General features: G+C 57.5%; 7 protein-coding genes. 5 read left to right on the top strand and 2 right to left on the bottom strand.

Annotation, left to right across the window (positions count from 1 at the left end; genetic code table 11):
* Positions 1–640: 640 nt before the first annotated feature.
* Entirely contained in the window at positions 641–1,861 is a 1,221-nt protein-coding gene (locus AACW30_RS31450) for a CaiB/BaiF CoA transferase family protein (RefSeq protein WP_106576067.1), read from the bottom strand.
* A 12-nt stretch (positions 1,862–1,873) separates the two neighbouring features.
* Positions 1,874–3,055 carry an acyl-CoA dehydrogenase gene (locus AACW30_RS31445; protein ID WP_053253703.1) on the bottom strand — a complete coding sequence of 394 codons (1,182 nt, stop codon included), beginning with the start codon at positions 3,053–3,055 and terminating at the stop codon, positions 1,874–1,876.
* 157 nt (positions 3,056–3,212) lie between these two features.
* Here AACW30_RS31445 and AACW30_RS31440 point away from each other — a divergent pair, with 157 nt between their 5' ends.
* The 5 genes from AACW30_RS31440 to AACW30_RS31420 all read left to right on the top strand — a co-directional run bounded on the left by AACW30_RS31440 (position 3,213) and on the right by AACW30_RS31420 (position 9,131).
* The gene (locus AACW30_RS31440; protein ID WP_119741362.1) at positions 3,213–4,112 is read left to right on the top strand and encodes a LysR family transcriptional regulator; all 900 of its coding nucleotides are present in this window, start codon (positions 3,213–3,215) and stop codon (positions 4,110–4,112) included.
* Between the two features lie 452 nt (positions 4,113–4,564).
* Positions 4,565–5,686: a Re/Si-specific NAD(P)(+) transhydrogenase subunit alpha gene (locus tag AACW30_RS31435; protein WP_119741360.1), complete on the top strand. Its 1,122-nt coding sequence runs from the start codon at positions 4,565–4,567 to the stop codon at positions 5,684–5,686.
* 15 nt (positions 5,687–5,701) lie between these two features.
* The gene (locus tag AACW30_RS31430) at positions 5,702–6,022 is read left to right on the top strand and encodes an NAD(P) transhydrogenase subunit alpha (RefSeq protein WP_003187417.1); all 321 of its coding nucleotides are present in this window, start codon (positions 5,702–5,704) and stop codon (positions 6,020–6,022) included.
* Positions 6,022–7,458 carry an NAD(P)(+) transhydrogenase (Re/Si-specific) subunit beta gene (locus AACW30_RS31425; RefSeq protein WP_119741358.1) on the top strand — a complete coding sequence of 479 codons (1,437 nt, stop codon included), beginning with the start codon at positions 6,022–6,024 and terminating at the stop codon, positions 7,456–7,458. Before AACW30_RS31430 ends, AACW30_RS31425 begins: the two co-directional genes overlap by 1 nt.
* Before the next feature lie 179 nt (positions 7,459–7,637).
* Positions 7,638–9,131 carry an acetyl-CoA hydrolase/transferase family protein gene (locus AACW30_RS31420; RefSeq protein ID WP_200624194.1) on the top strand — a complete coding sequence of 498 codons (1,494 nt, stop codon included), beginning with the start codon at positions 7,638–7,640 and terminating at the stop codon, positions 9,129–9,131.
* The last annotated feature ends 236 nt before the right edge of the window (positions 9,132–9,367 follow it).

Here is a 9,367-nt window from a genome sequence, read left to right as displayed (position 1 = left end):
CTCTTCAGTTCAAACATCTTTGGGTTTTTAAGAAACCCTAAACTTGGCTCAGCAATCGTTGGTTACATCTTTGATTTCTCGCGGAGTAACTTGTGATGCTGATAATCTTGTTGACTATCAGTCTGACCCCACAAGCACCCACACGAATTGCTTGATTCAGTTGTTAAAGAGCGGTTGGTTAAGATCTTTCGTCTCAACCGAGGCGCGCATTCTACAGCAGCCTCACTTGCTGTCAAGTGGTTATTTTCAGAAGTTTTCGAAGATTTCTTCAACAACTTCAACCACTTGCGCTTCCGATCTCTCGTTAGCGGGAGGCGAATTCTACAGCGTTACACGCTGCTGTCAACACCTCTTTTTCTCCGCTTTCGACCGAGAAGATCGAAACGTTAATAGAGCCAAACAACACTGCTCTACCAACTCCTTCTGGGCTTCGATGAACTGAAGCAACTCGCTGTCGAATTCTGCGTAACTCTTTGTTTACCAAGGAGTTTTCCGTTTCGACTGCGCCGGAAGTGGGGCGAATTATAGACTTCCAGAATCTGCCGTCAACCCTTAATTTTGCTTTTCTATCAATTAGTTAGGATTGATTAAAAAACGACCGATATGGAGATCTTCACACACTCTATATAGAGGGAACCGCTCATATAACCCCCGCTTCCTTTAAAGCAGCCACACTCGCCGGCCCCAGCCCAAGCACTCCTTGCAGCACCTGAACCGTGTGCTCCCCCAATAGAGGAGGCGCGCTACGATACTCAACCGGCGTCTTGGATAGCCTAATCGGGCTCGCTACCTGAGGCACCATCCCCGCCAACGCGTGCGGCAATGCCATCGCCAGCCCCCGCGCCTTGACCTGTGGGTCGGCGAACACCTGTGCCAAGTCATTGATAGGCCCGCAAGGCACACCCACTCGCTCCAGCTGCGATACCCACTCAGCCGTGGTCTTGAAGACCGTAGCCTGGCGAATCAACGGAATCAGCTCCGCGCGATTAGCCACCCGCAGCTTATTAGTAGCAAAGCGCGGATCCTCTGCCCATTGAGGCTGACCCGCCACTTCAGCGAACTTGCGAAACTGCCCGTCGTTACCCACCGTGAGGATGAAGTCACCATCAGCCGTGGGGAAATCCTGATAAGGCACGATATTGGGATGAGCATTGCCCAAACGCTTTGGCGAAATACCTGTCGTCAGGTAATTCATCGCCTGGTTAGCCAGGCATGCCACCTGCACATCCAGCAACGCCATATCAATGTGCTGGCCGCCACCATCATGATCGCGATGGGCCAGCGCTGCGAGAATGGCCACCGTCGAGTAGAGCCCGGTCAAGATGTCGGTCAACGCCACGCCAACCTTCACAGGCCCGGCCCCTTCGTCACCCTCTGGCCGACCGGTCAGGCTCATCAGGCCACCCAGCCCCTGGATCATGAAGTCATAACCCGCGCGCGTCGCATAAGGCCCCGTCTGACCAAAGCCTGTGATCGAGCAATAGATCAACTCGGGATTGATCTCCTTCAGCGATTCATAGTCCAGCCCATATGCCGCCAGACCACCCACCTTGAAGTTCTCGATCAGGATGTCGGACTTGGCCGCCAGGTCACGCACCAGCTTCTGCCCCTCCGGTCGCGTGAAGTCGATAGTCACCGACTCCTTGTTACGGTTGGCCGACAAGTAATACGCCGCTTCACTGGTGTTCTCGCCAAATGCATCCTTGAGAAAGGGCGGCCCCCATGCACGCGTGTCGTCGCCATTACCAGGCCGCTCGACCTTGATCACTTCAGCCCCAAGGTCCGCAAGGATCTGCCCGGACCAGGGGCCCGCCAGCACTCGCGATAAGTCCAGCACCCGCAGATGTGAAAGCGCGCCCATACCGTGCTCCTATTAATAGAACGCCTGAAGACCGGTTTGCGCACGCCCAAGAATCAAGGCGTGCACGTCATGCGTTCCTTCATAGGTGTTGACCACCTCCAGGTTGACCAAATGGCGCGCCACCCCGAACTCATCGGAAATACCGTTGCCGCCCAACATGTCACGCGCCATACGGGCGATATCCAGTGACTTGCCGCACGAGTTGCGCTTCATGATCGACGTGATCTCAACCGCCGCCGTTCCCTCATCCTTCATGCGCCCCAGACGCAGGCACCCTTGCAGCGCCAACGTGATCTCGGTCTGCATATCGGCCAGCTTCTTCTGGATCAGTTGGGTTGCCGCCAATGGACGCCCGAACTGATGACGATCCAGGGTGTACTGGCGAGCGGTATGCCAGCAGAACTCGGCAGCACCCAGCGCGCCCCAGGAGATGCCGTAACGCGCCGAGTTAAGGCAGGTGAAAGGCCCTTTCAAACCACGCACATCCGGGAAAATGTTTTCTTCCGGCACAAATACGTTATCCATGACAATTTCACCGGTAATGGAAGCCCGCAAGCCGACCTTGCCGTGAATCGCTGGAGCGCTCAGACCCTTCCAGCCCTTCTCAAGGACAAAACCACGGATATCCCCGGCATCGTCCTTGCCCCATACCACAAACACATCGGCGATCGGGCTATTGGTGATCCACATCTTGGCGCCAGTCAGGCTATAGCCGCCGTCTACCTTGCGCGCCCGCGTAATCATCGCGCCCGGATCAGAACCATGGTTAGGCTCCGTCAAGCCAAAGCAGCCGATCCATTCCCCGGATGCCAACTTCGGCAGGTACTTCTGCTTCTGCGCCTCGGTACCAAATTCGTTGATCGGCACCATGACCAGTGACGACTGCACACTCATCATCGAGCGATAGCCGGAGTCGACACGCTCGACCTCACGGGCGATCAGTCCATAACTGACGTAATTCAAGCCACTGCCACCGTACTGCTCAGGGATCATCGCGCCGAGCAGGCCGGTTTCGCCCATCTCGCGAAAGATCGCCGGGTCAGTCTTTTCATGGCGGAAGGCTTCGAGCACACGCGGCGCCAACTTGTCCTGGGCGAATTGCTCAGCACTGTCACGCACCATGCGCTCTTCTTCGGTGAGCTGTTGATCCAGCAGCAGCGGATCGATCCAGTTGAAGCTTGCCTTACCAGCCATGAATAAGCCCTCGCGGAAAAAATCAGAAGTCGTGGATGCAGCCTAGGCTGGGCTGACGCAGAGGGCAAACGAGGTTTCTGCATAGGGTTGTGCTAATTTCTCACTCCGAAACGACTGAGAAGGGCGCAGACGCGCTTTATAAGTGAGTACTCCGTACATGCGCAGAAAAATTCCCAGTACGACGGCCCTGGTCAGCTTTGAGGCTGCGGCCCGCCACGAGAGCTTTACCAAGGCGGCGCACGAGCTTTCCATCACTCAAGGCGCCATCTGTCGACAGATCGCCAGCCTTGAAGAGTTTTTGAGTGTCGAGCTATTTCGGCGCTCGAGGCGCGGGGTAAAACTGACGGAAGCGGGCCTGTCCTATAGCCGGCGTGTCGCCATGCAACTGGACGCCGTAGAGCGCGACACCTTGTCCGTAATGGGACAGCAGGGCGCCAACGTCATTGAACTGGCCGTGGTGCCGACCTTCGGCACGCAATGGCTGATCCCTCGACTGAAAGATTTTCAACGACAGCACCCAGAGGTGACCGTCAATCTCACCAACCGGACGCGCCCGTTTCTATTTGCCGATACCGAATTCGATGCTGCGATCTACTTCGGCGATGCGGACTGGTCCGGCACCGAGTCCCACCGCTTGATGGGGGAAAATCCTCTGCCGGTGTGCAGCCCGCGCTTGCTGGGTGACCGTGACCACTTCAGCCCTCAGCAGATCGCGCAATTGCCGCTACTGCAGCAAACCACTCGGCCATACGCCTGGCGCCAGTGGTTCAGCGCGCAACAACTGAACATACCCCGTGACATGACAGGCCCACGTTACGAGCTATTCTCGATGTTGTCTCAGGCCGCCATGCATGACATGGGCATTGCGCTGATTCCGCCATTCCTTATCCAGCGCGAGCTTGAGGAGAAGCAATTAGTGATCGCAAGCACCGAGGCTCTCAGCAGCTCGAAGGCGTACTACCTGATGATTCCCGAAAGAAAAGTCGAATCCGCCTCACTGCACGCCTTCAGAGACTGGTTAATTGATCAATCACAGCGCTATAACCCCAATGTTTAAAGGCCCGATGCCGCTTGCTGACCCTGTAGTCAATAAATTCTAAATCCTACAGATGTACGGATATGTCGCATTTACACAGACTGTACCTGCCAGCCAGAAATCCGGCGCGAAGCTATGATCTACACGGCTTGCAGCGCCGATGAGCAGCCAATGCCCGCCCATTCACCGCGACAATTGTAAAAAGTCTAAATACAGCCTGAACCCCTCTAAACACCTGTATTTAAAGCGGTTATTAAAGGGCATTGCGACAATCAGTCACAGGGTGACTTGTAGTTAATTTTTCGTCACCCGTCATAATCCCTTGATGGCCGTAAAGTTCGCCTGCAAAATGCCGCGCCCCGCTGTCATTTCGGCGGGATCGTGCTGATCGGTCGCCCCAGTTGCGCCACTCGCGGTGCACTGGCCTTTTTACAAAAAGATCAAAAGCAAAAAGATCATGCAGGAGATTTGACGTGCACATTGGTGTTCCTCTCGAAACCCAGACCGGTGAAACGCGGGTGGCTGCCACCCCGGAAACCATCAAGAAGCTGATCGGCCAGGGCCATAAGGTCACTGTTCAAAGCGGTGCAGGCATTAAAGCCAGTGTCGTGGACAGTGCCTATGAAACGGCAGGCGCAACCATTGGCAGTGCCGAGGATGCGCTGGGTGCCGAGCTGATTCTCAAGGTGGTTGCCCCCAGCGACAGCGAACTGGCGCTGATCAAAAGCGGCACCGTGTTGGTGGGCATGCTCAACCCGTTCAGCAACGAAACCATCGCCAAACTCGCCGAGCGCGGCATTACGGCCTTCGCCCTTGAAGCTGCACCGCGCACCTCGCGGGCCCAGAGTCTTGACGTGCTGTCATCGCAAGCGAACATCGCCGGCTATAAAGCGGTATTGCTGGCAGCCCATCACTACCCACGCTTCATGCCAATGCTGATGACTGCCGCCGGCACCGTCAAAGCCGCGCGCGTGCTGATCCTCGGCGCTGGCGTTGCAGGCTTGCAGGCGATTGCCACGGCCAAACGCCTGGGCGCAGTGATCGAAGCGTCCGACGTGCGCCCGGCAGTAAAAGAGCAGATCGAATCCCTGGGTGCCAAGTTTGTCGACGTGCCCTACGAAACCGATGAAGAACGCGAATGCGCCGTCGGCGTCGGCGGTTATGCGCGCCCCATGCCTTCCAGCTGGATGCAGCGCCAGGCCCTGGCCGTGCACGAACGCGCCAAGCAAGCCGACATTGTTATCACCACCGCGCTGATCCCGGGCCGCAAGGCACCGACCCTGTTGAGTGCTGAAACCGTCGCACAAATGAAACCCGGCTCCGTGGTCATCGACCTCGCCGCAGCCCAGGGCGGTAACTGCCCGCTGACAGTCGCCGATCAGGTGATCGTGGAAAACGGCGTGACCATCTGCGGCCCGACCAACCTGGCCGGCGCAGTCGCTGCTGATGCGTCTGCTCTGTATGCACGCAACCTGCTGGACTTCCTGAAGCTGGTCTTCACCAAGGAAGGGCAGTTTGAAATCAACCTCGAAGACGACATCGTCGCCGCGTGCCTGATGTGCCGCGACGGCCAAGTCATCCGTAAAAACGCCTAAGCAGGGATTCAGACGATGGAAGAGCTTATCTCCCCCGGTATCTACAACCTGATCATCTTTGTGCTGGCGATTTACGTCGGTTACCACGTGGTTTGGAACGTCACCCCCGCGTTGCACACGCCATTGATGGCCGTGACCAACGCGATCTCGGCGATTGTGATCGTCGGCGCCATGCTGGCGGCAGCCCTTACCGTGACACCCCTGGGCAAGACCATGGGCACTCTGGCCGTGGCTCTGGCGGCGGTCAACGTGTTCGGCGGCTTCCTGGTAACGCGCAGGATGCTCGAGATGTTCAAGAAAAAAGCCCCGAAAGTAAAAGAAGAGGCGCCGAAGTAATGAGCATGAATCTTGTAACGACGCTCTACCTGATCGCGTCGATCTGCTTTATCCAGGCCCTTAAAGGCTTGTCACACCCCACCACGTCGCGACGCGGCAACCTGTTTGGCATGCTCGGCATGGCGCTGGCGGTGCTGACCACCGTGGGCCTCATCTATAAGCTGGGCGCAGAGTTGGCTACCGCAGGCATTGGTTACGTCATTGTCGGCCTATTGATCGGCGGCACCGCCGGTTCAATCATGGCCAAGCGCGTAGAAATGACCAAGATGCCCGAGCTGGTGGCCTTCATGCACAGCATGATCGGCCTGGCCGCAGTGTTTATCGCCATCGCCGCCGTGGTCGAGCCGCAATCCCTGGGCATCGTCAAACACTTGGGCGACTCGATCCCTGCCGGCAACCGCCTGGAACTGTTCCTCGGCGCGGCCATCGGTGCCATCACCTTCTCCGGTTCGGTGATCGCGTTCGGCAAGCTGTCGGGCAAGTACAAGTTCCGCCTGTTCCAGGGCGCACCGGTACAGTTCGGCGGCCAGCACAAGCTGAACCTGGTGCTGGGCCTTGCAACCCTGGGTCTGGGCCTGGCGTTCATGTTCACTGGCAACCTCAGCGCCTTCGCATTGATGCTGGCCCTGGCGTTTGTGCTTGGGGTGCTGATCATCATCCCGATTGGCGGCGCCGACATGCCGGTCGTCGTGTCGATGCTCAACAGCTACTCCGGCTGGGCGGCGGCGGGTATCGGCTTCTCGCTGAACAACTCGATGCTGATCATCGCCGGCTCGCTGGTAGGCTCCAGCGGCGCGATCCTGTCGTACATCATGTGCAAGGCGATGAACCGCTCGTTCTTCAATGTACTGCTCGGCGGCTTCGGCAACACAGCCGATGCGGCGGGTCCTGCGGGTTCGAAAGAAGCGCGCCCGGTCAAATCCGGCTCTGCCGACGACGCGACTTTCCTGCTGACCAACGCCGACACCGTGATCATCGTGCCGGGCTATGGCTTGGCGGTGGCACGTGCGCAACATGCGCTTAAAGAGCTGACCGAGAAGCTGACCCACCGCGGCGTGACCGTGAAGTATGCGATCCACCCGGTGGCGGGCCGTATGCCTGGCCATATGAACGTGCTACTGGCCGAGGCCGAAGTGCCTTATGACCAGGTGTTCGAAATGGAAGACATCAACTCCGAGTTCGGTCAGGCCGACGTGGTACTGGTGCTGGGCGCGAACGACGTGGTCAACCCGGCCGCCAAGAACGACCCTAACTCGCCGATTGCCGGCATGCCGATCCTTGAGGCGTTCAAGGCCAAGACCATCATCGTCAACAAGCGCTCGATGGCCAGCGGCTACGCGGGCCTGGACAACGAGTTGTTCTACCTGGACAAAACCATGATGGTCTTCGGTGATGCCAAGAAGGTCATCGAAGACATGGTCAAAGCCGTCGAATAACACTGCGCCAGCGCAATACCCGAAACCCTGGCCTGCAGTAGGCTGGGGTTTTTTATTGCTGGATTAAACCCGACCAAAGGCTCTAAATCGCCGCCTGGCATTCGACCATGGTAGCGGGCCGAATTTTTTTGAAATCACTACACTGCCCACCTTGCTTCCGTAGCCTGAGATAACAATTCATGTACCGTGATCGTATCCGCTTGCCTTCGTTGTTGAACAAGGTCATGAGCGCGGCAGACGCCGCCGCACTGATCGAGGACGGCATGACCGTCGGCATGAGCGGCTTCACCCGAGCCGGTGAAGCCAAGGCCGTCCCTCACGCCCTGGCCGAACGCGCCAAGACTTCGCCGCTGAAAATCACCCTGATGACCGGCGCCAGCCTGGGCAATGACCTGGACAAGCAACTGACCGAAGCCGGTGTGCTGTCCCGACGCATGCCATTTCAGGTCGACAGCACCCTGCGCAAGGCGATCAACGCCGGCGAGGTGATGTTTATCGATCAGCATTTGTCGGAAACCGTCGAGCAACTGCGCAACAACCAGCTCAAGCTGCCGGATATTGCCGTGATCGAAGCCGTCGCGATTACCGAGCAAGGCCATATCGTGCCGACCACCTCCGTGGGCAACTCGGCCAGCTTTGCGATTTTCGCCAAGCACGTGATCGTTGAGATCAACCTGGCGCACAACCCGAACCTGGAAGGGTTGCACGACATTTATATTCCAACCTACCGGCCGACGCGCACGCCAATCCCGCTGGTCAAGGTCGACGACCGCATCGGCAGCACCGCGATTCCGATCCCGCCGGAAAAGATTGTCGCCATCGTAATCACCAACCAGCCTGATTCCGCGTCCACCGTGACGCCGCCGGACGCCGATACCCAAGGCATCGCCAATCACCTGATCAATTTCCTCAAACAGGAAGTGGACGCCGGTCGCATGACCAACAAGCTCGGCCCGCTGCAGGCCGGGATTGGCAACATTGCCAACGCAGTGATGTGCGGTTTGATCGAATCGCCGTTTGAAGACCTGACGATGTATTCGGAAGTCCTGCAGGATTCGACTTTCGACCTGATCGATGCGGGCAAGCTGAGCTTTGCTTCCGGCAGCTCGATTACCTTGTCGCAACGGCGCAACGCCGACGTGTTCGGCAACCTGGAGCACTACAAGGACAAGCTGGTGCTGCGCCCACAGGAAATCTCCAACCACCCTGAGGTGGTGCGTCGCCTGGGCATTATCGGCATCAATACCGCGCTGGAATTCGACATCTACGGCAACGTCAATTCCACCCATGTATGTGGCACGCGGATGATGAACGGTATTGGCGGATCCGGGGACTTCGCGCGCAATGCGCACCTGGCAATCTTCGTTACCAAGTCGATCGCCAAGGGCGGCGCCATCTCCAGCGTCGTGCCGATGGTCAGCCATGTGGACCACACTGAGCATGATGTCGACATCCTGGTCACCGAAATTGGCCTTGCCGACTTGCGCGGCCTAGCGCCACGGGAACGGGCCCGGGTGATCATCGACAACTGTGTGCATCCGGCGTACCGCGATGCGCTGAACAACTACTTCAATGCTGCCTGTGCTATCGGCGGGCATACCCCGCATATCCTGCGCGAGGCACTGAGCTGGCACATTAACCTGGAAGAAACCGGGCATATGCTCAAGGCGTGATCGATACAGCTTCGAGCTGATGCACACAGTTGCATCAGCTCGAACGCACCCGCATCAGTTCTGCAAAAAACTGTACTGCTGTACCGGTCATTTCCCACCGAATATTCCTACATATATCACCTAAATCGCCTATTTCGCACTGTTTCAGTGCGGACAGGTACAGTTGCCCCATTTCCGTACAGTACAGCGGGTATAAACAGTTAACTGGCCCTTCACAATACAGGTGAACTGTATCT

The sequence above is a fragment of the Pseudomonas sp. MF6747 genome (assembly GCF_963890955.1).
Classification (GTDB): Bacteria; Pseudomonadota; Gammaproteobacteria; order Pseudomonadales; family Pseudomonadaceae; genus Aquipseudomonas.
Note: the sequence above shows the minus strand (reverse complement) of the source record. Positions and strands in the feature narration are given on the sequence as shown.

Coding starts and splice junctions, on each gene's coding strand:
- AACW30_RS31450 (WP_106576067.1), bottom strand. CDS start 1,861: ATGGGCGCGCTTTCACATCTGCGGGTGCTGGACTTATCGCGAGTGCTG.
- AACW30_RS31445 (WP_053253703.1), bottom strand. CDS start 3,055: ATGGCTGGTAAGGCAAGCTTCAACTGGATCGATCCGCTGCTGCTGGAT.
- AACW30_RS31440 (WP_119741362.1), top strand. CDS start 3,213: ATGCGCAGAAAAATTCCCAGTACGACGGCCCTGGTCAGCTTTGAGGCT.
- AACW30_RS31430 (WP_003187417.1), top strand. CDS start 5,702: ATGGAAGAGCTTATCTCCCCCGGTATCTACAACCTGATCATCTTTGTG.
- AACW30_RS31425 (WP_119741358.1), top strand. CDS start 6,022: ATGAGCATGAATCTTGTAACGACGCTCTACCTGATCGCGTCGATCTGC.
- AACW30_RS31420 (WP_200624194.1), top strand. CDS start 7,638: ATGTACCGTGATCGTATCCGCTTGCCTTCGTTGTTGAACAAGGTCATG.